Origin of the sequence: Haloarcula mannanilytica (assembly GCF_005406125.1) — an archaeon.
GTDB lineage: Archaea > Halobacteriota > Halobacteria > Halobacteriales > Haloarculaceae > Haloarcula > Haloarcula mannanilytica.
The window spans coordinates 194,580-214,948 of sequence record NZ_BIXZ01000006.1 but is presented as its reverse complement, the minus strand read 5'-3'; the positions used below and the strand labels follow the sequence as shown (position 1 = coordinate 214,948).

17 protein-coding genes are annotated in these 20,369 nt (G+C 60.1%); 9 read left to right on the top strand and 8 right to left on the bottom strand.

Features of this window, described 5'->3' with window-relative positions; all coding sequences use genetic code 11:
* Positions 1-48: 48 nt before the first annotated feature.
* The 3 genes from Harman_RS15895 to Harman_RS15885 are packed head-to-tail and all read right to left on the bottom strand — an operon-like array spanning position 49 to position 3,445.
* Positions 49-1,014, bottom strand: a complete 966-nt coding sequence (locus tag Harman_RS15895; RefSeq protein WP_137684755.1) for a carbohydrate ABC transporter permease — start codon at positions 1,012-1,014, stop codon at positions 49-51.
* Positions 1,014-1,940, bottom strand: coding sequence for a carbohydrate ABC transporter permease (locus tag Harman_RS15890; protein WP_137684754.1), 927 nt, complete (start codon positions 1,938-1,940; stop codon positions 1,014-1,016). The genes Harman_RS15895 and Harman_RS15890 overlap by 1 nt, the downstream gene beginning before the upstream one ends.
* Before the next feature lie 50 nt (positions 1,941-1,990).
* Positions 1,991-3,445, bottom strand: coding sequence for an ABC transporter substrate-binding protein (locus Harman_RS15885; RefSeq protein ID WP_235007235.1), 1,455 nt, complete (start codon positions 3,443-3,445; stop codon positions 1,991-1,993).
* Between the two features lie 196 nt (positions 3,446-3,641).
* Here Harman_RS15885 and Harman_RS15880 point away from each other — a divergent pair, with 196 nt between their 5' ends.
* A complete protein-coding gene (locus tag Harman_RS15880; protein ID WP_137684753.1) occupies positions 3,642-4,160 on the top strand; it encodes an LUD domain-containing protein in 519 nt (172 codons plus the stop codon).
* Between the two features lie 2 nt (positions 4,161-4,162).
* Entirely contained in the window at positions 4,163-6,343 is a 2,181-nt protein-coding gene (locus Harman_RS15875; protein WP_137684752.1) for an LUD domain-containing protein, read from the top strand.
* Positions 6,344-6,353: 10 nt separating this feature from the next.
* Here Harman_RS15875 and rhcC read toward each other — a convergent pair whose 3' ends face one another.
* The gene (gene rhcC, locus Harman_RS15870; protein ID WP_137684751.1) at positions 6,354-7,223 is read right to left on the bottom strand and encodes an L-rhamnono-1,4-lactonase; all 870 of its coding nucleotides are present in this window, start codon (positions 7,221-7,223) and stop codon (positions 6,354-6,356) included.
* 76 nt (positions 7,224-7,299) lie between these two features.
* Here rhcC and Harman_RS15865 point away from each other — a divergent pair, with 76 nt between their 5' ends.
* The gene (locus Harman_RS15865) at positions 7,300-7,602 is read left to right on the top strand and encodes an L-rhamnose mutarotase (protein WP_137684750.1); all 303 of its coding nucleotides are present in this window, start codon (positions 7,300-7,302) and stop codon (positions 7,600-7,602) included.
* Between the two features lie 941 nt (positions 7,603-8,543).
* Here Harman_RS15865 and Harman_RS15860 read toward each other — a convergent pair.
* Together Harman_RS15860 and Harman_RS15855 are read right to left on the bottom strand one after the other, a co-directional pair.
* On the bottom strand, positions 8,544-9,311 hold the full coding sequence (locus Harman_RS15860; RefSeq protein WP_137684749.1) for an IclR family transcriptional regulator: 768 nt from the start codon (positions 9,309-9,311) through the stop codon (positions 8,544-8,546).
* Positions 9,312-9,474: 163 nt separating this feature from the next.
* Positions 9,475-11,526, bottom strand: coding sequence for a hypothetical protein (locus Harman_RS15855; RefSeq protein WP_137684748.1), 2,052 nt, complete (start codon positions 11,524-11,526; stop codon positions 9,475-9,477).
* 180 nt (positions 11,527-11,706) lie between these two features.
* On the opposite strand from Harman_RS15855, the gene Harman_RS15850 reads away from it, so the two are divergent.
* The 6 genes from Harman_RS15850 (at position 11,707) to Harman_RS15830 (ending at position 17,452) form a co-directional block, all read left to right on the top strand.
* Positions 11,707-13,230 (top strand): substrate-binding domain-containing protein, encoded by a 1,524-nt coding sequence (locus tag Harman_RS15850; protein WP_235007234.1) that lies wholly within the window; start codon positions 11,707-11,709, stop codon positions 13,228-13,230.
* A 75-nt stretch (positions 13,231-13,305) separates the two neighbouring features.
* A complete protein-coding gene (locus tag Harman_RS15845; RefSeq protein ID WP_137684747.1) occupies positions 13,306-14,259 on the top strand; it encodes a carbohydrate ABC transporter permease in 954 nt (317 codons plus the stop codon).
* Positions 14,256-15,167 carry a carbohydrate ABC transporter permease gene (locus Harman_RS15840; protein ID WP_137684746.1) on the top strand — a complete coding sequence of 304 codons (912 nt, stop codon included), beginning with the start codon at positions 14,256-14,258 and terminating at the stop codon, positions 15,165-15,167. The genes Harman_RS15845 and Harman_RS15840 overlap by 4 nt, the downstream gene beginning before the upstream one ends.
* Before the next feature lie 4 nt (positions 15,168-15,171).
* Positions 15,172-16,323 (top strand): ABC transporter ATP-binding protein, encoded by a 1,152-nt coding sequence (locus Harman_RS15835; protein WP_137684745.1) that lies wholly within the window; start codon positions 15,172-15,174, stop codon positions 16,321-16,323.
* A 1-nt stretch (position 16,324) separates the two neighbouring features.
* A complete protein-coding gene (locus Harman_RS21620; protein WP_200830922.1) occupies positions 16,325-16,489 on the top strand; it encodes a hypothetical protein in 165 nt (54 codons plus the stop codon).
* 153 nt (positions 16,490-16,642) lie between these two features.
* On the top strand, positions 16,643-17,452 hold the full coding sequence (locus Harman_RS15830; RefSeq protein ID WP_137684744.1) for an aldo/keto reductase: 810 nt from the start codon (positions 16,643-16,645) through the stop codon (positions 17,450-17,452).
* 220 nt (positions 17,453-17,672) lie between these two features.
* Here Harman_RS15830 and Harman_RS15825 read toward each other — a convergent pair whose 3' ends face one another.
* Together Harman_RS15825 and Harman_RS15820 are read right to left on the bottom strand one after the other, a co-directional pair.
* A complete protein-coding gene (locus Harman_RS15825; protein ID WP_137684743.1) occupies positions 17,673-18,770 on the bottom strand; it encodes a Gfo/Idh/MocA family protein in 1,098 nt (365 codons plus the stop codon).
* 189 nt (positions 18,771-18,959) lie between these two features.
* On the bottom strand, positions 18,960-20,309 hold the full coding sequence (locus Harman_RS15820; protein ID WP_137684742.1) for a DUF362 domain-containing protein: 1,350 nt from the start codon (positions 20,307-20,309) through the stop codon (positions 18,960-18,962).
* Positions 20,310-20,369: the final 60 nt, after the last annotated feature.

The window sequence follows — 20,369 nt, the reverse complement described above, 5'->3', positions numbered from 1 at the left end:
ACCATCTAACCCAATATAAAGGTAGTGCCGATAAAAAAGACCAGGGAGTCAGCCCTTGATTGCACCGCCGGTCAGGCCCTGCACGAAGTACCGCTGGATGTATGCCAGTCCGGCCAGCACTGGAATCGAGACGATAATCGACGCCGCTGCGACGACGTTCCACTGGGTGTTGAACCCCTGGACGAACGTGAGCAGGCCGGGCGGCACCGTGAATTTCGAGTTGTCAAGCAGCGTGAGCGCGAACACCAGTTCGTTCCACGCCAGCAGGAACGCGAAGATGAACGACGCAATCAGCGAGTTTCGCGCCATCGGGACCAGCACGTACCAGAACGTCTCGAAGGGGGTGCACTGGTCGATCTGTGAGGCCTCGATGATCGAGTCCGGGAAGTCATCGAAAAAGCCCTTCATCAGCCAGACGACGAACGGCGCAGTCATCGCGCCGTAGATGAGGATGAGCGCGAGATGCGTGTTGAACAGGCCAAGCGTCGAAATGAGTTCCCACTCGGGCACCATGATGGCGGTCCCGGGGAACATCAGCGAGGCGAGCAGGAGTGACATCAGCAGGTTCTTCCCGCGGAACTCCCGTCGCGAGAGCACGTACGACGCCCCAGTGCCGAGGATGACGGCGATAAGCCCCGCACCGACGGCGACCTTCAGACTGTTGACGATGAGGGCGAGCAGATTGATGTCGATGGCGGAGGTGACGGTAATCCCGAGCAGGTCGTTCACCAGCCCCGCATAGCCGCCGGCCTGAATCGACGACTCAATGACGAGCCTGAACCCCTCAAACGACGGATTCTCCGGAAACACCGTTGGCGGAATCTGCTGTATCTCGGCCGTCGTCTTGAACGCTGTGGCGACCATCCAGTACAGCGGAAACAGGACGAACACACCGATAACGAGCGTCAGCAGGCCGATAGCAGTTTTCCGGACGTATCCGCCCGTTTTCGAGTCGTAGAGCCACGACTGGTTCCGTCTGTACTCCGCCGTCGGATCTGAGTTGTCTGTCGCCATTACATTTCACCTCTGACTTTGTCGTAGAACTTGATGTAGTAGTACGAGAACACGAGCAGCACGACGAACAGCAACACCGACAGGGCCGAGGCGAACCCGACCTCGAAGTCGATGAACGCGGCGCGGTATATCATCACCGGCAGCGTGCTGCTGGAGACGCCGGGCCCGCCCTTGGTCATCACCCAAACCATCGAGAAGTTCCGGACGTTGTAGATGAGCATCAGGAGGAAGCCGATGGCGAGGTTGTACTTCATCATCGGGATGGTGATGTAGCGGAACTGCTCCCACGGCGTCGCCCCGTCCATCCGCGCGGCTTCGTAAAGGTGCTCGTCGATACCCTGCAACGAAGTCAGCGTGAGGAGTGCGAATAAGGGTGCGAGCCGCCAAATCATCCCGATAATCGGCGGCCACAGGGAGTACTCAGTCGCCCCGAGCATGACGATGTACTCGTCGATGACGCCCAGCTGGACGAGGAGTTCGTTCACGATACCCTGGGACCCGCCGAACATGAACTGCCAGATTGACGCCCCGACCACCCGCGGAAGGACCCACGGAATCAGGACGATAGCGCTGGCGACGCTCGTATAGGGGAGTTTCTCGTTGAGAAGCCATCCCATCAGGAACCCGAGGACGATTGCGGCCAGGCTACCGACAGTCACCCAGACGAACGTGTTCCAGAGCACCTGGTGGATGTCCGGGTCTGTCCAGATTTCGACGTAGTTCGCGAGGCCCACGAACTCGGCTTCACTGGGCCTGAGGAGGCTCTTGGTGAAAAAGCTCGAGTAGATGGCCTGCGCGATGGGATAGAGGATGAACAGCCCGACTAACGCCATCACGGGCAGGATCGGGAGATACACCCGCAGACTCTCGGGGATGTATCTGGTCACGTTGCGGTACGACGACTGGGCTTGGTCTACGTAACTCATAGATGGTGAACACGTCCTCCGAATGTCGTAGTTTCGGGCACCGCGCCCACTCAGGCGATCTGTTCGTCGACGACTTCCTGCACCTGGGAGTTGGCGTTGCTACAGGCCTCTTCGGCGGTCGCATTCCCGAGGACGACCGGCTGGATGACCTGCGTGTTGATGATGCTCTGGATGGAAGCAATGCCGGAGAACGAAGGGAACCGCGAGGTCCGGGTGAACAGGTCGTCGTTCTCATACAGCGTAACGAGGTCACCGAACTGACTCATGAACAGGTCGCTTGGCTCCTCGAAGGCGCTTTCAAGCGTTGGGACCCGTCCGCGGATACCCACGTCAGCGTCCGCGGTGTAGGTCCAGGGCGCGAGCTGCTCGGGCTGGTTCCACCAGCTCGTGTAGTCGAAGGCGGCCTGTCGTTCGGCGTCGCTCTCGGTGCCATTGCCCAGCATGAATCCCTGTGCGTTCTGTAACAGGAGGTCCTGTGGCTGGAAGTCACCCGACGGGTTCTCCGGGAGCGGTGCGCGGGTGACGGTGTGGCCCTCGCCGTCGAGCCACTCCTGTGGCGCACCGGTCGTCTGGTACACCGCGTTCGCGTGCGAGTACGTAATGAAGATGCCCGACTCGCCCTCCCGGAGGAGGCGACCGGCGTCGATGTGGTTGTTCTCCGCCATCGAGTCCGGGAACAGGCCGGCCTCCGCGATGTCCTGGTAGAGTTTCACCGCGTCGACGAAGCCCGGTTGGTCGACCGTCGCCTCCATGGATTCGGGGTCGAAGTAGCGGCCGCCGTTCGCGTACACGAACCCGATGAAGTAGCCGGTCGTCAGTCCGAAGTCGGTTCCGGGTGCGGTGATGGCCGCCGAGACATCGTCGATTTCCTGCATCTCCTCGCCGAGTTGTATCAGTTCGGGCCAGTTGCGCGGCGGCTGGTCGAAGCTCGTCTGTTCGAGGTAGTCGGTTCGGATGTCGATAAACGGTCCGAGGTCGGCGTAGCCCCCGGGAAGCCCCCACTGGCGCTCGCCGTCGGTGTCGCCCAGCCCCTCGTAGACGACCGTGTCGATGTTAGCCTGGATGAAGTGGCTGTTAATCTCTTCGAGCTGGTCCTGGAACGGTTCCTGGTCGAGGGGCTGAATCGCCTGCGCACCGACGTAGTCGGGAATCTGCTGGCACTGCCCCGCCATCACGTCCGGCAGGTTGTTGTTGGCCGCGGCGGAGGCGATGATCTGGTATTTCTGCCCCCACTCCTGGTGCTGATAGCTCACGTTGTGGTCGCCGTAGCTGTCGTAGTGTCCGCTGATGTACTCCCGTTCCGCCGGGATGCCACCGAACAACCAGAAATCAAGGTCTTGTGTTCCGGAACCACCGTTGCCCCCGTTTCCATCTCCGTTACCGCTGCCGCCGTCGCCGCCGTCTCCACCGCCGCTACAGCCAGCGAAGCCAGCGGCAATCGCAGCGCTGACCCCTGTCAGATACTGACGCCTGTCCAGTCCGTGTGCTGTGTTCTTGTCTGTCATGATCCACTATTACCAAAAGGAGAGTCCTATATAATAAATGTACCGGGACTCTGAACGTCCGATGGTTCGAGTATCCGTTGTGACGCGCCACGACAGCCATAGACGACAAAATAAATCGAACATCGTGAGTGACAGCGGTCGGACCTTCGGGTGAGACCAAAGCTAAATGACGGTGTAGACTAACCAATCAGGTACGATGGCAAACACACGCACGGCGTTCGAGACATCCCTCGAAGAATTGGGTGTGACAGTCACACGCACAATCGAGTCCGGACTCGGGGATACAATCGAGGACGCGATAACAGAGCCCGCAGTTGGCGTGGCACTCGACGGGATGGGGGCGGAAGGGTTTTCGCTCGCGGAGACGCCGGTAACGGTCGACCCGACGCCGGTGGCGCTCCGCGAGGCGACCACCGGCGTCACCGGCGCCGAACTCGGCGTGGGAGACTACGGCTCACTCGTTCTGACGATGACTGACGAGGCCAGCGAACTCGTGAGCCTGTTCGTCGAGCGCCATGTCGCCATCCTTCACGAGGAAGACATCCAGCCAGATATGGACGCGGCGGTGGCAGAACTGGACGAGCGGTTCAACGATACTGGCGGGAGCGCCATCATCGCTACCGGGCCGAGCGCGACGGCTGATATGGGCGCGCTCGTCAAAGGAGCCCACGGCCCAGAATCGGTCTACGTTATCGTCGTCGAGGAGGGGGCCTGACGATGGCGACCGCCGACGAACTCCGCGAACTGATGCGGACGGAAGGAGCGGCAATCGCGGAAAACACGCAGGGATTCAACGCGGGGCGCTATGACTCTGTGGCGGACCTGGAAGACTACGAGGACCTCAAACGCGCCGCCCGGAGTATCAAAGAGGACGCTATCGCCGATCTACCGAATCTTCTCGACCAGTTGACCGAAACCATCGAATCGAACGGCGGGACGGTGTATATCGCCGACGACGCCGCCGATGCGAACGACTACATCCGCGACGTTGTCGACGAGCGAGCAGCCGACCGGGTCGTTAAGAGCAAGTCGATGACGAGCGAGGAGATCGAGGTCAACGACGCACTCGAAGAAGACGGCGTGGATGTGGTCGAGACGGACTTGGGCGAGTGGGTGTTGCAGGTCGCTGACGAAGCCCCCTCCCACATCGTCGCTCCAGCGATTCACAAATCCCGCGAAAGCATCGCAGAACTGTTCAACGAACGGTTCGACCCCGACGAACCGCTGGAAACCGCCGAGGAGTTGACCCGTTTCGCCCGCGAGAAACTGGGTGAACAGATCATCGACGCGGAAGTCGGTATCACAGGCGCGAACTTCATCACGGCCGATACCGGGACGATGGCGCTGGTCACCAGCGAGGGTAACGCCCGCAAAACAGTCGCGGCGACGGATACACACGTCGCCGTGGCCGGCGTCGAGAAGGTCATCCCGACGGTTTCGGACCTGCATCCCTTTATCGAACTCATCGGTCGGTCGGGGACCGGCCAGGACATCACGTCGTACGTCTCGCTGCTGACCCCGCCGGTCGATACGCCGGTCGTCGATTTCACCGACGACCAAACGCCGCTATCAGAATTCGATTCCGACCGCGATTTCCATCTCGTGCTCATCGACAACGGTCGGCTTGAGATCCGCGATGACGAACACCTCAGGGAGACGCTGTACTGCATCCGGTGTTCCGCCTGCTCGAACTCCTGTGCGAACTTCCAGAGCGTCGGCGGCCACGCCTTCGGCGGGGAGACGTATTCGGGTGGCATTGCGACCGGCTGGGAAGCCGGCATCGAGGGCCTGGACGTGGCCGAGGAGTTCAACGACCTCTGTACCGGGTGTACGCGCTGTGTGAACGCCTGTCCGGTCGGCATCGACATCCCGTGGATCAACACTGTCGTCCGGGACCGGATCAACCGCGACAAGGACGCCCCTGGGGAGTGGCTCGTCGACGGGCTCACTCCCGACGAAGAGGAGGACGGTGCGCCCCTGCAAAAGCGCTTTTTCGGGAACTTCGAGACCGTTGCGAAACTGGGCAGCGCCACCGCCCCGGTGTCGAACTGGCTGGCCGAGACGACCCTCTCTCGACGGGCAATGGACCGCATTTTGGACATCGACCCGCGTCGGGACCTCCCGACGTTCGAGCGAGAGACGCTCGTCGACTGGGCCGCTTCCCGTGATTCACGGGTAGAGGACCCCGAACGCCGGGCGGTACTCTACCCGGACCTGTACACGAACCACGTGCAGGTCGACCGTGGCAAAGCCGCCGTGAAGGTCCTCGAATCGCTAGGTGTCGACGTGGTGGTTCCACCGACGCCCTCCAGCGGGCGCGCACCGCTGTCCCAGGGGATGATTTCAACGGCGACCGACCACGCGGAACGAGTCACAGAGTCGCTCGCTCCTCATATCGAGGACGGCCGAGACGTGGTCGTCATCGAACCGAGCGACCACGCGATGTTCACGCGCGAGTACGAGCGACTGCTCGACGAGGCGGCGTTCACCGACATTGCGGAGAACAGCTACGAGGTGTTCGAGTACGTCTTCGGACTGCTCGACAACGGGGCGTCCGTCGATTCACTGTCGACTGTCGAGGGGGCCGAAATCGCGTACCACAGCCACTGCCAGCAGCGGACGCTCGGGCTCGAAGCCCATACCGTTGCTGTCCTCGAAGACTGCGGCTACGACGTGGTCACGTCCGACGTGGAGTGTTGTGGCATGGCCGGGAGCTTCGGGTACAAGTCCGACTACTACGAACTGAGCATGGATGTCGGCGACAGGCTCCGGACGCAACTGCGCGATGATGGCGTCCAAGAGCGGGCCGTGGTCGCCAGCGGGACCTCCTGTCTCGAACAGATCGACGCCCTGCTGGAACGACAGCCACGTCATCCAATCGAGCTATTGGCGACGTAAGCGGTTGATCTCACTCGATGCCGACGTGCTGTCGGAACGAGCGGTCCGTTATCCACTCGCGGTCCTGTGCCGAAACTGAATCCACCTCACGAAGCCAGTTTTGCGCTTCCGCGTAACTCGCCACGTCGCTGACGTTCGGGTAGTCTGAGCCCCAGATGACGCGGTCCCGGCCGAACGTGTCCAGATACCAGCGGACGTGGTCGTGCATGTCCGCGTAGGGGAACTCGGAGTCGGACATATGCGGGATTTCTGACACCTTCACCGCAACTGTCTCGTATTCGGCGAGTTCGGCGAACTGCGCGAACGTCCCGTTGTCCGTCGGCGTCTCTGGGTCCGCGTGGGCGAAATGGTCGAACAGATACGTCAGCTCTGGATACGTCTCGACCAGTTCCAGCGCCTGGTCGAGTTGACTGTGGTCACAGAGTATCTGGACCGTCGCATCCAGTTCCAGTGCCGTCTCCCAGAACTCGGTCTCCGCAATCGCATCGCGGAGCCAGGAGACGCTGGGGTCGAATGTCTCCCACATCCGGTCGTACGGACAGGCCGCACTGAGGCGGAACCCGAAAACACCCTCTGTCTGCATGCACTCGCGCAGTTGAGTTGTCGCGTCCTCGGCGAATGGATCGAGCATCACGATGCCGTGCAGTCGGTCGTGTTCGGCTGCGACCTGCCGTGTGTACCAGTTATCCGTCCAATCACAAATCGGGTAGCCGACGACGACGGCGTCGTCAATGCCGTTGCGGTCCATATCCGCCAGGAGCCGGTCGGCCGTATACACGGTATGTACGTCGAACGAATCGACGAGGTCCAGTATCGGCCCGTTCACCCACGGGTGTTCTTCGGTCGCAGCGCCCCATGCGTGCGTATGCGTATCGAACATATCCGATGTGTCGTCGGTGACGAACCTAAGTCTTGCCCGCGGAAGAATTATGTCAGGAGCTACCGAACGCGCACACATGGAACGCATAGCGTTTCACCTTCGGATCAAAGAAGGCCAGCGCGAAGCATACCGCGAGGAACACGAAGACGTGCCGGACGCGCTCGAATCGGCGTATCTCGATTCGGGGGCCGGAATCGAGACCTACAGCGTGTTCGAAAAAGACGGCCACGTGTTCGGGTTTATGACGGTCGAAGACGCCGAGAGGATCAAGGAGGTCATGGCAAACAGCGAGGCTCAAGAAGAATGGGGAGAGGTGATGGACCCGATCCTCGTCGATTCGGAGGACCAGTGGATGGACGAAGTGTATCGGATGGTGTGACCGCTAGGCGTCACGTTTCGAGTATTCGTGAGTGATGAACTGCGCCTAACCTCCCAGCACGATTTCTTCCCCGAACTGGCGTGTCACTCAGTTTCATTCTTTCCGGTGTTATCGGAAAAATATCACTTGATACCTCGAAATCGATGTCGAACCGTCGGCCAGATACCGCATACGATGCCGCTCGCGTACTGATTTTATCGAATTGTCGGTTGAAACACTCGATATATCGTTCAAACCTACTTCGGAGGCCCTGAGTTCGGACAAAGTATCCGATATTATCGGAAAAATTGCATGGCACACCGGAGTACCTGAATAAATCAGGGGGAGCGCACCGACCAAATGTCCGGTTAGTGCAAACTGAGACGTTACTGGTTATCGTGGTTCGTGTGGAGAGATAGCCAGAGGGTTCATACGAACTCCACACAAAACGATAGCAGAAGTCGAGCTGGTTTCTGGATACTTCCTGAAACACCCAGCCGAAATTTTCCGACATCACCGGATACCCACTCATACATTCGACAACGACGGTGAAGGCTCGGTAGAACCCTAACAGAATAACGCATGTACGCCTGTGATAAATCGGAGATGCTCGGTTCCACCATACCGCCCATGCTCTTACTTTGGGTGTCACCTGAGCAGTCTCAAACCTGGATCCCGAACTCTGCGGCCTGCTGATATCGATTTCATATAACACGCGTACATCTATTATCCCAGGCCGTAGCTGTCTGTATCTCCTGTGATGCCTTCAGTATGTACCGACGTGGTAGCAGCGATTCTGAATTTTATCCCATATTGTGGGACACAAGCGAATATATCCCGGAGACCATCGCATAATTAGTGAAAATTCTCGATTGATGACCAGTCTATTCGTTCAAGCTGGACCTACGTATTGTATTTCTGAACCGACTATCAGGAATGCTTGATACTGCTACGTGGGCCGTTCACGTGTATGTAATATTCAGTTCAATTACGTTGGCTGCGCTTTTGAGCTTCGCAGGCAGTTCCTCACGGAACCGCTCGTCCTGGAATCTGCTGGTCGGGCCGGAGACGCTTATGGCTCCCTCGACGGTGTTGTTGTTGTTGACGATGGGCACCGCGACACAGCGGAGTCCCTCGACACGGGCTTCATCGTCGAAGGCGATCCCGGCTTCTCGAACCTGTTCGAGATGGGAGAACAACTCCTCCCGGTCGGTGATCGTGTTTTCCGTCGTTGCGGGCATCCCGTGCGTGTCCATAATTTTATTGACACGCTCGCGCGGGAGATGCGCGAGGATGGCGTTCCCGAGACCGGTGTTGTGGAGATACACGCGCTGTCCGGTGTAGGAATCCGTCTTGACTGCATCCGCACCGTGCGTTCGGTAGAGGTACACCCCTTTCCCCTTCTGTTCGACCATGAGATTCGCCAGCTCGCCCGTTTCCTCGGCCAACGCCGCCACCTCGTCTTTCGCGATGTCGTATATCCGTTCATGATGTCGTGCGTGGCCGCCGAGATCGAGTAGTCGGAGGCCGACCTTGTACCGACCACCCTCCTTGACGACGTATCCGTCCGCCTCCAGCGTCGTGAGGTAGTTGTGGATACTGCTCTTTGACAGGTCAAACGCCTGTGTCAACTCCGCTAACGTCGCTTCGTTTCGGTCCTTCAACTCTTCTAGGATCTCGAACGTCGTCTGTGCTGTTTTGACAGCGTTAGCGTTCTGCTGGTCAACCATAAACGACAGGAACACGCCGACAGACATAAATCTATTCCAGCTTTGCCAAATTCAGATCCAGTAATACTGGATCAGGGCAACTCTCGGCTGTCAGAGTTGGCCTGATCCGCTTGTTCGCACCTACAGCACTGGCAACGCTGAACTGTGGTGTGGTGGGGCCATCTCAGAGGATGCGCACGTTGTCGAGGACGCCGGTGCTTCGAACTCCGATACCGCCGTCTTTGAACGTCTCGTTGGTCGCCGCCACGGATGCTAGCTCGGACCCGTCTGGACCACGGAGGGAGACATCGATAGTCCCGAGTGACGCCCAGTCGATGACGAAGTCGTACAGGACGCCCGTATCAACTGTGACGCCCGATTCGGCTAACTGCGTGTAGTCACCGTTTTCGCGCTTGTAGAGCTGGAGTCTGTCGCTGTCTCCCTCCGGATAGACGCGAGCGAAATAGAAGTCCTGCTCGCTCTGGACACCGAACGCGATGCCGAGATTGCTGGTCGTTTCGGTCCGTGCGGCCGTGGCCGCGAACGTATCACCCGCTTGTGGATAGCGGGGTAGCCCCTCCGTCGAGATGATGATAGCGGGATCGCCGGACGTGTTCTTCAGGCTGTTGTCGCCGTCCGCCACTGGCGGGTCACCGTTCACGACGTACGCGTCGGTGGCTCCGTCATACGCGGAGAGGTCACCGCTCTCGAAACTGTCGACGATACCAGAGCGCGTGTCGCCGCCACTCCCCACCTGTTCGGTCACGAGAGAGCCGTCGTTGTCCACGCGAACGCGATACTCGCTCGATCCGTCAGGCGTCGTGAGTATGGCACCGTTACCGGCACCTGGGATCTGAACGTCTGACTCTTCGACTACGAAGGATGCCCCGTCGCCAGACCCCGCGTGGAACGCGTGGGATTGTGACGTTTCGTGGCGCTGTATCCCGTCGTCGAACCACCGCGTCGACCCGGCGGCGTCGCCACCGACTTCCGGTGCTGGACGGATATTCTGCTGGTCGAAGTAGGTGACGTATTCGATGTCGGTGCCGACTTCGGCGTTGTAGCAGTCGACGTTCTGGATGTAGACGCCGTCGTGTCTGTCACCATCGCCATCGGTCGCGTCAGCGACGGTGACGCCGCTGTGATACTCCATCGCGTTGTGGCGCTCCCGGACGTTCGATATCGACACCTTCCGCGTTGACGTGACCGAGTTCTCAAGTTTGACGATGCTCTCGCTGACGGATTGGAGCGGGTGGCCGCCACACTGTATCGAATCCAGGTTGATAGTCGCGCCGCCATCGATTCGGATGCTGTGTTCGCCGCCACCGCCGCGCCAGTTGTAGATGTCCAGATCGAAGGCGGGGCCGTACGGCACGTCGTCGCTTCCGTGTTCGGCGAGGAAGGCGTCGGTACAGCCTGTGACCTCGGTGTCGTGGACCGTCAGTTCGCTAGAGCCGTGGTAATCGGCCAGTCTGATACCGGCCGGAACGGTGTTGCGCCCTTCCAGGTTCTGGAGATACATCCGCGAGATGTGTCCGTGACCGAGACCCTGGATATCGATGAACGACCGTTCGAGGTTCTCCTGTGCGTAGAACATCCCGCCGTTGAGCGTGATGTTTTCCGTTTTCTCGTCCGGCCCGATGACGAAGAAGCTCTCGATGGACTCGGTCGCATAGATGAGCGTCCAGCCCATGTCGAAGACGAGCTTGCCGGTGTTGTTGTCGATGACAATCGGTGATTCGACGCGCCACGCCGGCAGCCCGTCGGCCGCGGCGGGGTCCTCGGGATCAGGGGCAGGGACCACGATGCGATGGCCGGGCTGCTGGTTCGGGATGTCGTCGCCTTCGGGCAGCGCAGCGAGTACGTTCTCGATTTTCTGGTCGAGTGTCTCGCCCGGGTACTCCGTGACGATATGGACTGATCCCGGGATGCTACCGCTGGCATTGAGTGTGCCGTCGGTAACAGAGAGATTGTCGCCGGTGAAATCGGAGACTGCGGCGTCATTGCCAGCCATCGAGAGCGCACCGAGGTTCTGCAACGCGTTCTCGTGTGCATCCACGTCAGCTCCCCAGTCGTACCACGGCTGGTTCCCGTTGCCGCCGTTCTGTGTTGCGCTTGCGGACCCAGTCCCGAGGCCAACAATGCCAGCCCCGAGCAAGGCGAGTGCGCCTCGACGCGGGAGCGTATAGTCTGAAGTCGATTCGCTGTCGGTCGGAGAGACATCGTCGTGACTCATGGTAACGCGAGCTGTGTTGCCACAGCGGCTCAAATGTCAAACTATTATTTCTTATAGTTTTGGATACGAAATGTTAGCACGTAACGAACACCTCAGCCGACCGTCTGACGGGGTGCGACCTGGCGTGTGGAAATCTACGTTAACAATAATTTTATATAGGGAGAGTATGATATGGCGAGTATGGTACGCAATAGCGGTAAAACCACGAACACCCGAAAAGCTGCCAGTGCGCTTTCACGCCGACAGTTCGTCGCGTCGATGGGCGCGACCGGCGTGGCGCTTGGACTGGCCGGCTGTTCGGGGACCGGAAACGGAAGCGGAGACGGTGGTGACGGCAGCAGCGGGGGCGAGACGCCGACAGCCGAAGACATCGAGTACAACGGGGAGGACGTGACAGTCGAGTACAGTACAGCCCCCCTGTTTGGGAACATCTCCGACCAGCTCCAGCAGGCCGCCTACGACGCGGGACTGCCCGAGAGTATCGACATCAACTTCTCGACAACCGTCTGGGGTGCCGACGACCTTCAGGACCGGTACAACCAGATCCTCTCGGCCGGACGGTCGACGCCGGACTTCATGCTGACGAACTTCTCGTACACGCCGTTTTTCGCGCCACGGGAGTGGCTGCTCGACCTCTCGGGAGTCCTCAGCGACGAGAAGATGACCGAGCTGGAAAACGATTACTCACAGGTGATGGTCGACTCGATGCGCTGGGACGGCGGCCTGTACGGTGTCCCCCAGTTCATCGACATCCCGACGATCCAGTATCGGAAGGATCTCGTCGAAGCCGCCGGCTACGACCCAGAGGGCGAGAACTGGGCGACTGAACCGCTCACGTGGGAGTACTTCGCCGAGGTCACGAAGGCGGCCAAGGAGGAGGCCGGCACCGACCACGGCTACACGTCCGCGATGAACCAGCGGAACATCGGGAGCATCAGCGGCTACGAACACCTCGTCACGAACGGGGGCAACTACTTCGGCGACATGTCGAACCAGAACGGGCCCATCGGCGACCGCCCCGTGACAATCGACGAGGAACAGACCATCCAGACGCTCCGACAGTTCCGGACGTTCCTGTACGGCAGCGACGACGAGTACGCGATTGAGGGCCTCACCGGCGGCATCACGCCACCGAATGCGCTTGGCTGGGACACATCCCCGTCGATGGAGTCGTTCAACGCGGGTGAAGCGGTCATGCACCGGAACTGGTCGTTCGCCATCGCCGACTACGGCAGCGAGGAGAAATTCGGCGAAGACCTCGGGGTTATGCCGTATCCCTACGGCGTCGCCGAGTCGGAGGCGGCCTACGAGGGCACCGGCGGGACGAACGCCAAACTCGGCGGCTGGCATCTCTCGATCAACCCGAACACGGAGAAGCTGGCCGCGACTGTCGAGGTCATCAAGGCGATGACCTCAGACGAGTTCTACCTCACCATCTTCGAGGCAACCGGTTCGACGCCGCCCAAACCCGGCCTGTTCAGCTCCGACCGGGCGCAGGAAGTGGACGTGATGAACCGCTATCTCGACACGCTGCAGTTCCAGTCCGAGAACCAGTTCGCACCGCCGATCAACGCTGTCTGGGACCCACAGAAGTCCGCCATCGGACAGGAGTTCCACGCCTGTCTCAATCAGCAGAAATCACCCGAAGAAGCTGTCGCCGCTGCGCAGGAACAGGTTGAACAGATCGAGGAACAGGAGTCGTAAGCGTGCCCCGACCTTCGACACCGCGCGTAGTAATCTACAAGTCCCCGGGCTACGGGCTGTGCTAATACGAACACTATGAAACAAAAAGTCCAGCAAGCAGTATCACCGATCTTTCTCAGGATCGAGCAGTTGGACGAGGCCAAATACGGGTTCCTGCTCGTGTCGCCCGTCTTCCTCGTCCTGTCAGTCCTGGCGTTCTATCCGCTGGTCAAGACGTTGTACTTCTCGCTACAGGACGACGACCTGACCGGAACGCACCCGATCGGTGAGTTCGTCGGCCTGGAAAACTACGTCCAGATACTCAGCGGCGACGCCAACGCGATCCTGTCGTCGCCGTTCTTTGACCTGCAAGCACCGTTTTCCAGCGCACTGATCGTTACGCTGCTCATCACGGTCGTGAGCGTTGCCATCGGGACTGTGATGGGACTTGGCATGGCGATCATCCTCAACAAGGAGTTCAAAGGGCGACGGTACGCACGCACTATCGTCATCCTCCCGTGGTCGATCCCGATCGTCATCCAGGGAATGATGTTCTTCCTGCTGTTCCAGCCGTCGCTGAGCCCGTTCGTCGAGCCGCTGGCGAATCTGGGCGTGTTCAGCGACAACCCGCTGATAAACAGCCAGGACTCCACCATCATCGTCATTCTCATCGATATCTGGCGGAAGATCCCCTTCATCGCGCTCATCATCATGGCCGGGATCGCGAGCATCGACCGCAACCTCTACGACGTGGCCGAGGTCGCGGGCGCGACGAAGTGGCAGCAGTTCCGCATGATCACCCTCCCGCAGATCAAGCCGGTGCTGTTCATCGGCATGATCTTCTACACGATCAGTTCGATGAAGATCTACGGTATCGTGGAGGCGTCAGCGGGCTGTAGTACGGTGCCGACGCTAACCTGTCTGGTCGTCCAGACCTTCCGGCAACAGCGCTGGGCGACTGCGTCGGCTATCGCCTTCATCACCGCGGTCGTCATCGCCGTGATAATCATGGTATACATCGTTCGATTCCGGGAGGCTGATGCGTCATGAGTGAACAGGAATACAGCGGCCTGACCGGCCGTATCGTCCAGTACACGATCCAGAACTCGGCCGATGTCTACCGGCTGGGCTTTTGGGTCGGGTTAGTCTCGTTCATCATGATCACGCTGTTCCCGTTCTACTGGCTACTGGTCTTGGCGGTGACGCCGGATAATCAGCTCTATCAGATGGGCGTCGTGCCCGAGAACTTCAACATCGGCGTGTTCGCGACCGTCGTTCAGGAGTACCCGCTGCATCACTACATCTTCAACAGCATCCTCATTGCGACGATCACGGTCATCGTCTGTATCACGCTGGGGAGCCTCGCGGGCTATGCGTTTGGCCGGGTCGATTTCCCCGGGAAGGGGCCGCTCCTAGTGTTGCTGCTGATCATCTCGTACTTCCCGGGCATCGCCTTCCTGATCCCGCTGTTCGAGCTACTCACCGGGTCGCTGAGCATCCTCGGGACGCCGACGCCGGACCTCTACAACACGCCCTGGGGGATGGTGTTCCCGTTCACGATGCTTAGCTTACCGATCACGATATTCATCCTGACGACGTTCTACAGCCAGATTCCCGACGGGCTGGAAGACGCCGCTAGGGTCGAGGGTACGACTCGACTCGGCGCACTGTTCCGGGTCATCATGCCGCTGTCGGCCCCCGGCGTCGTGACCGCCGCGATTATCGTGTTCATCGGCGTCTATCGGGAGTTCTTCTTCTCGTTCATCATGACCGACGGCTCGCCGGAGAACTGGGCCGTCCTGGTGTACGGGATTCTGAACTTCCAGCAGCAACACACACAGATGTACAACATGATGGCAGCCGCGAGCCTCATCGGGATTATTCCCATCGCAGTGCTCGTCATCATCGCACAAGAACACATTGTCCGCGGCCTGACCGCGGGCGGCCTCAAGGAGTAATACAATGGGAGAAGTCAACCTCACTGACGTTCGCAAAGAGTACGAAGATGTCGTCGCTGTCGAAGGCATGAACCTGACCATCGAGGACGGGGAGTTCGTCACGCTGGTCGGGCCATCCGGCTGTGGTAAATCCACCACCCTGGAGACGATTTCCGGCCTGACGACACCGACGAGTGGCACGATAGAAATCGCCGGCAGGGACGTAACAAATAAGCCACCGAAGGACCGGAACATCGCGATGGTGTTCCAGAACATCGCGCTGTTCCCGCACATGACGGTGTATGAAAACATCAGCTTCGGCCTGCGGCTCCGGGACTTCGATCAGGAAGAGATCGACCGGCGGGTCGAGGAGGCCGTCGAAATCGTCCAACTGGAGGGGATGCTCGACCGCAGCCCCGACGAACTCTCCGGTGGCCAGCAACAGCGTGTCGGCATCGCCCGCGCGATTGTGCGGGAACCGGACGTGTTCCTGATGGACGAGCCGCTGGCGAACTTAGACGCCAAGCTACGAGTGGCGATGCGCACGGAGATCCAGCGCCTCCAGAAGGAACTGGGCATCACCTCGGTGTATGTCACCCATGACCAGGAGGAGGCGATGACGATGTCAGACCGCATCGCGATCATCAACGACGGGGAACTCCAGCAGTGTTCGCCGCCCCTTGAGTGTTACAACCGGCCGGTGAACACCTTCGTCGCACAGTTCATCGGCAGTCCGTCGATGAATCTCTTCAACGGACAGGTCGACGGTGACGACCTCGATGTCAGCGATTTCAGTGTCGAGTTCGATACGACCAACACGCCGCTCCAGCAGGATGATCCGGTCACGGTCGGAATCCGGCCGGAGGACATCTATCTCGCGGCCGATGCCGAAGACATCGCCCATCCGAGCCGTCCCGTCACGGTGACCGTGGACGTGCTGGAGCCGGTCGGCGACCAGACTTATGCCTATCTGCTCTCCGAGACTGACGGCGAAACCACGGAACTGCTCATGAGTGTCGATCCCGACAAGGACATCAGCGAAGGGGACGCAATCGAGGTCGTGTTCTCGCGTGACGACGTACACGTCTTCGACGGGAGAACAGGTGACGCGATCACGCACAGTCTCGTCGACGCCACCGCAGTTGTCGAGGAAGTGGCTGTCGAGGGGGAAGCCTGAGATGCCGACGACTGCCGGCATCGCCTACATCGTTGCGATGACGCTCCTGTTCGCCCTCTGGATATACGGCGCGGTGTCGCTGTACTTCGATATCCGACACCGGTTCCTGCCGCAGCTTATCAGCTGGCTCAGAGAGCGGCGGTCCGAGCGACGGCAGCTGGTGTAGCCTTCGGGAGCATCGGACACCGCTGTCACAGGTGTCGCTCTCGCTCGTTTCAAACCAGTATCCGTTTTTCACTGCCCGACGGCAGCATCGTCTCTGGCCGACGTATCAGGGGTAATCACAAGAAATATGTGCGTTGCTGGTATCCTCTCGTATATGAGCGAACTACCAGCCCTTGGTCTCGGAACGTGGCAAAACACCGACCCGGATGTCTGCGCAGAGAGCGTTCGGACAGCCCTGGAGATGGGCTACCAGCACATCGATACGGCACAGTACTACGGCAACGAGGAGGCCGTCGGCGAGGGGATCGCCAGCGCCGATGTCCCGCGGGAAGACGTGTTCGTCGCCTCGAAGGTCCACGCGGAGAAGTTCGGGCTGGCTTACGACGAAGTCATCGAGGGACTGGAGGTCACTCTCGACCGACTGGGTCTCGATTCACTCGACCTGCTGTACGTCCACTGGCCGGTCGGGAACTACGACGCCGCCGAGACGCTGCCGGCGTTCGACGAACTCGTCGATCGCGGGCTGATTGATTACGTTGGCGTCTGTAACTTCAGTACGGAACTTCTCGACGAAGCGATTGACACCCTCGAATCGCCGCTGTTCGCCCACCAGGTGGAGACCCACCCGCTGTTACAGCAGGACGAACTCGTCGAACACGCACAGGAACACGATTACTACCACGTCGCTTACTCGCCGCTGGCCCGCGGTGATGTCTTCGATATTCCGGAGGTGGAGGCCATCGCCGAGAAACACGACGTGAGCGCGCCACAGATCAGTCTCGCGTGGCTGCTCTCGCGTGAGAACGTCCGCGCCGTGCCGAAGGCGACGAGCGAGGCCCACATTCGGGATAACCTCGGCGCACTGGACCTCGAACTCGACGATGAAGACATCGAGCGAATCGAGACCATCGAGCGGACCGAGCGGTACGTCGAACGCGACGGCGCGCCGTGGCTCGACGACTGATAGTAATTAGTGTAGATTATTTCCGGATAGCGCTGCCCCGGGGGTCGGCGCGTACCGGTAAATCGCTACAAGAATCACTATGAGACGACTTTCAGTAGTGTAGTCAGCAAGCAGGAACCCCGCAGATCGTTTTCGAACGCTACTGAGTAGCAGAAAGTAGCTGTATCATCGGTCAAGGGAGAATCGGATCAGCGACGTGGATACTGCTGCAAACAGTTGCTTACCAGGACGTGATGGAGATGTCCCGAAGCGGCTGGGCCAGCGGGATGTCCACCGACGACCCGGTGTAGTGTGAGAGGTAGAACCCGACGATGATTTCGAGGGACCTGACGGCTTCGGTGCCGGGCGAGTAGTTCTCGGACTCGCCGTTGAGCAGGTCCTGAACGTGAGTCGCCGCATTTGCGAACGACCGCTGGTAATCGTCTTCCCAGGTCCACGCGCCCTCGATTCCGGGCAGCGGTTCCTCGGTGTGCTCGCCGTCTTCAAGCGACCAGTAACGCCACTCGCCGTCGTCGTTGTTCATGTACAGCTTCCCTTCGGTGCCGATGAAGTTCAGCGTCATCGAGGACATGTCCCGCGGGATGGTACAATCGACAGTCACGAAGGACTCGTCGTCCATCACCACGTGCCCACCGCCACCGGCGTCGACGACCTCCTGGGCCGCATCCAGCGAATCGACGGCTTCGTTTTCACCCGTGATGTACCCGCTGACCTCCGAGGCTCTGGTATCGAGGAGATAGACGAGCGTGTCCAGGACGTGCGTGGAGTTTCGCATCAGTTCCATCCGGTATTGGGTGCTCACCGACTTGACCTCGCCGAGGAGGTTTCGCTCGTTGATGAGATCGTGCAGGCGCTGGAGTTTGTCGGTAAAGCGAAACGAGTGGTTGACGACGAGTTCGGTGTCCGTCGCCTCGCACACGTCGATCATCTCCTCGGCGGCGTTGACCTGCGAGGCGATGGGCTTCTCACACCAGATGATATCCGGGTCGGCCGCCGACTGCGCGGCGTCTACCGTATGTTCGTGGTGGAGAAACGACGGCGTACAGACCGAGACCACGTCGAGGTCTTCGGCTTCGAGCATCGCGTCGTGACCAACGTACTGATGATCCGCCGGGATATCCCACGCGTCACCGAACGTCGCCAGTTTCTCTTCGTCGACATCAGCGACGGCGACGAGTTCGATTTCCGAGGTACTCGCGTACCCGCCGGCGTGGCTCGCTTCAATCTTCTCTGTACCGATCTCGTCCTCGTCGTGCATGCCGAGGATACCCATTCCCGCGATACCGCCCGTTCCGATTATGCCTGCTCTATATGTCATGTGTGGTGGTGCCGTGGCTGGGCACAGACGTGGCTCGCGCGCCGTGTACGGCGCTGACGAGACAGCCCGCTACCAGCAGCTGGCGGTCTCCGTAGCTAACACATCAGTAGCGGACCTTATAAATCTTTGAGTGTCCCTGCCGTGATCGACGGCGAAAGCGACGCAGCACTGCACAAGTCAGGGAACTGGTTACTCGCGAAGTGACGGTGCGCTGAGCTGGCCGTTGTCAAACTCGATCGGCGACGGTTCCTCGACGACACGGAGGTCGTCGCGCTCGCGCGCGGCCTCGACGAGGGCCGGTGACGCGTAAAGCCGGTGCAGGTGCATCGTGTCGGCTGCACGGAGCACGCGAACGGTATCGGTGTCGACGACGCCGATTGTCGACAGCGCGGCGACGATGCCGGCGCGGTCGGTCTCGACCACCGGCGGTAGTTTCACCCCGCGGATCGTGCTGGCCGTGAGCGCGTTGATGAGCGACGTTTGTGCGTCCAGTTCCGCCACGATGTCCTCGTGGATCACGTCCGCTGAGCCGACGCCCATCGCGTTCCCGTGGGTCTTCTCCGTTAACGCGCGCGTGTAGATGCGCTTGATCTCCGGTGTCTCCGGAGCGGGCTCGTTAATCGAGAACGGCCGGCGGCCGATAACGTTCGTGTCCAGTCCCTGGCCGCTGATCTCTTTCCCCTGCTGGTCGAACACCACGAGATCGAGTTCCTCGAAGGGAAGCTTCGGCATCAGGTCGTAGGCAGTTTCTAATAGTTCTTTCTCGCGGTCGAGGAAGCCACTCGGGGGCACGCCTTCGATCAGCGTCGTTTCGTCGTGCTGGTCCTCAACGATTGCGACGCCCCCGACGATGGGCAGTTCTTCGAGTAGCTGGCCGGTAATCTCTGGGATCATCCGGCGGAACGACCAGTCGACAGCCCACTTGTGGGCAATCTGTGCGCCGCGTTGCTTGCCCATGCCGATGACGAGCATCTTCGAGAGCCCGCTTTCGACCGGACCGTCGAAGTCCGTGTGTGGCTTGATGCGGTTGATCGGGATGATGGCGTCGGCCGCGACGGCGTTATCGTCGGCGACGACGGGCACGTCCCGGTCTGGTGTCCGTCCGACTTCGACGACATCCATGGTGGATCTGATCTCACATCCGATAGCCGATTCGGTCACGCCGAGTTCGTTCAGCATCGTTCGCTGGCCCTCACCGGTGGCTCCACCGTGGCTTCCCATCGCCGGGAAGACGAACGGCTTGTAACCGGCGTCCGAGACCGCGTCGACGACGCTAGCGACGATGGTAGGGAGGTTCGCGATACCGCGGCTTCCGACACCCAGGGCGATTTCGCCCCCGTCAGGCACGTTGGCAAACGAGAGGGACTCGACCGCACGAGCCGCGTGTAACTCGATATCCTCGGGAGCTATCGGGTCCGTCTCCCAGACCTGCTCGATGACGCCGAGGTCGGGGAGTTGCGGGTCACCACAGGCCTCGATGATTGTCTCCTCCGGCACTGAAAGCGCGCTGGCCGCGATTTGTTGATCGCTTGCGTCCATACGTGTTCTATCAGCCCGTCTGGTCATAAACGTGACCCACAGGCCGCCCGTACACGACGG

What these genes read in the sequence shown, in the direction of transcription:
- Harman_RS15895 (WP_137684755.1), bottom strand. Translation starts at nt 1,014, where the DNA reads ATGGCGACAGACAACTCAGATCCGACGGCGGAGTACAGACGGAACCAG.
- Harman_RS15890 (WP_137684754.1), bottom strand. Translation starts at nt 1,940, where the DNA reads ATGAGTTACGTAGACCAAGCCCAGTCGTCGTACCGCAACGTGACCAGA.
- Harman_RS15885 (WP_235007235.1), bottom strand. Translation starts at nt 3,445, where the DNA reads ATGACAGACAAGAACACAGCACACGGACTGGACAGGCGTCAGTATCTG.
- Harman_RS15880 (WP_137684753.1), top strand. Translation starts at nt 3,642, where the DNA reads ATGGCAAACACACGCACGGCGTTCGAGACATCCCTCGAAGAATTGGGT.
- Harman_RS15875 (WP_137684752.1), top strand. Translation starts at nt 4,163, where the DNA reads ATGGCGACCGCCGACGAACTCCGCGAACTGATGCGGACGGAAGGAGCG.
- rhcC (WP_137684751.1), bottom strand. Translation starts at nt 7,223, where the DNA reads ATGTTCGATACGCATACGCACGCATGGGGCGCTGCGACCGAAGAACAC.
- Harman_RS15865 (WP_137684750.1), top strand. Translation starts at nt 7,300, where the DNA reads ATGGAACGCATAGCGTTTCACCTTCGGATCAAAGAAGGCCAGCGCGAA.
- Harman_RS15860 (WP_137684749.1), bottom strand. Translation starts at nt 9,311, where the DNA reads ATGGTTGACCAGCAGAACGCTAACGCTGTCAAAACAGCACAGACGACG.
- Harman_RS15855 (WP_137684748.1), bottom strand. Translation starts at nt 11,526, where the DNA reads ATGAGTCACGACGATGTCTCTCCGACCGACAGCGAATCGACTTCAGAC.
- Harman_RS15850 (WP_235007234.1), top strand. Translation starts at nt 11,707, where the DNA reads ATGGTACGCAATAGCGGTAAAACCACGAACACCCGAAAAGCTGCCAGT.
- Harman_RS15845 (WP_137684747.1), top strand. Translation starts at nt 13,306, where the DNA reads ATGAAACAAAAAGTCCAGCAAGCAGTATCACCGATCTTTCTCAGGATC.
- Harman_RS15840 (WP_137684746.1), top strand. Translation starts at nt 14,256, where the DNA reads ATGAGTGAACAGGAATACAGCGGCCTGACCGGCCGTATCGTCCAGTAC.
- Harman_RS15835 (WP_137684745.1), top strand. Translation starts at nt 15,172, where the DNA reads ATGGGAGAAGTCAACCTCACTGACGTTCGCAAAGAGTACGAAGATGTC.
- Harman_RS21620 (WP_200830922.1), top strand. Translation starts at nt 16,325, where the DNA reads ATGCCGACGACTGCCGGCATCGCCTACATCGTTGCGATGACGCTCCTG.
- Harman_RS15830 (WP_137684744.1), top strand. Translation starts at nt 16,643, where the DNA reads ATGAGCGAACTACCAGCCCTTGGTCTCGGAACGTGGCAAAACACCGAC.
- Harman_RS15825 (WP_137684743.1), bottom strand. Translation starts at nt 18,770, where the DNA reads ATGACATATAGAGCAGGCATAATCGGAACGGGCGGTATCGCGGGAATG.
- Harman_RS15820 (WP_137684742.1), bottom strand. Translation starts at nt 20,309, where the DNA reads ATGGACGCAAGCGATCAACAAATCGCGGCCAGCGCGCTTTCAGTGCCG.